This window comes from Janibacter sp. CFPM2_SD2, from assembly GCF_057364645.1.
Genome location: NZ_JBNFOF010000371.1, coordinates 1 through 994 on the forward strand (window position 1 = coordinate 1; position 994 = coordinate 994).

At 75.6% G+C, this 994-nt stretch carries 1 protein-coding gene and 1 pseudogene; both read right to left on the reverse strand.

Annotated elements, in window-relative coordinates; all coding sequences use genetic code 11:
* The coding region (locus tag AC2W7J_RS18420) for a hypothetical protein (protein ID WP_485984233.1) at positions 1-504 on the reverse strand (504 nt) is incomplete at its 3' end.
* 91 nt (positions 505-595) lie between these two features.
* A pseudogene (locus tag AC2W7J_RS18425) lies at positions 596-994 on the reverse strand (hypothetical protein); the annotation flags it as partial.

Consider the following 994-nt stretch of genomic DNA (forward strand, 5'->3'; position numbering starts at 1 on the left):
CCCCTTCGCGCTGCGGGCGATCAGGCGTGGCGGGCGCTGTAGCGGCTGTGCCGCGCGGTGTAGCGGCGAGTTGGCGCGGCGCAGGGCGACGGTGCCGGCGACGACGCAGAGGGTCCAGACGCCGAGGGCGATCCAGCCGGCGAGCCAGGTCGCGGCCGCACCGATGAGGACGACGGCGGTGAGCACGCAGGCGACGGCGATGAGGTTGCGACGGATCGCGGCGACCGACTCTGGGCTGGCGTGGCGGTGGCGCAGGTTGTGGCCGACCGGCGCCGCGGCGGGCTCCGGGGTGGCCACGGGGGCCTCCTCGACCGGGGCGACGGTGGTGGCGCCGGGGGCGGCGGCCTCCTCGACGGCGTCACGGAAGGCCAGTCGCGGGATGGCCGCGGTGTCGACCTCGTCGTCGTTGGTCGCCAGCATGGCCTCGAGGTCCTCCGCCTGGATCGCCCACGTGGGCAGATCGGTGGGGGCAGTGCGGTCGGAGGTGGTGCGTGCCGTGCTCATGGGCCCATGATCCCGCGCCGTAGCAGGGATCTAGCGCAAATTCATCGCGCCCGGCGTGTCTCGAGGTCGGTGATGATGTGAGTCACACTCGTCACACGGGCCTCAGCAGTCGTCGTCCGGTCGCGCGCGGCGACGAGCTCGGAGCGCAGCCGCGACTCGTCGAGGCGGGCTGCCGAGAGCTCGCGCTCGGCTCGCGCAGGTCGTCGCGGGCCTGCGTCAGGGCACGCTCCGTCTCGTCGGGGGCGGTCGGCTCCTCCGGGGCGTCGTCGGGCAGTGGCGGCAGCAGGCGAAGGGGGGTCGCCACCGCGTCGTCGAGCTCGACCTCGCCGAATCCTGCGTACGACAGCGGCCGCAGCAGGCTGCCCGAGCGCAGCGCCCGGCCGCTCTGCTCGTCGGCGAGGGCGGCGACCGCCGTCGCCTCGACCTCGTCGGCGCCGGTGGGGGACAGGGCGCGCCCCCGGCGGCTTCGGCGCACCGTCCGGCCGCCTGC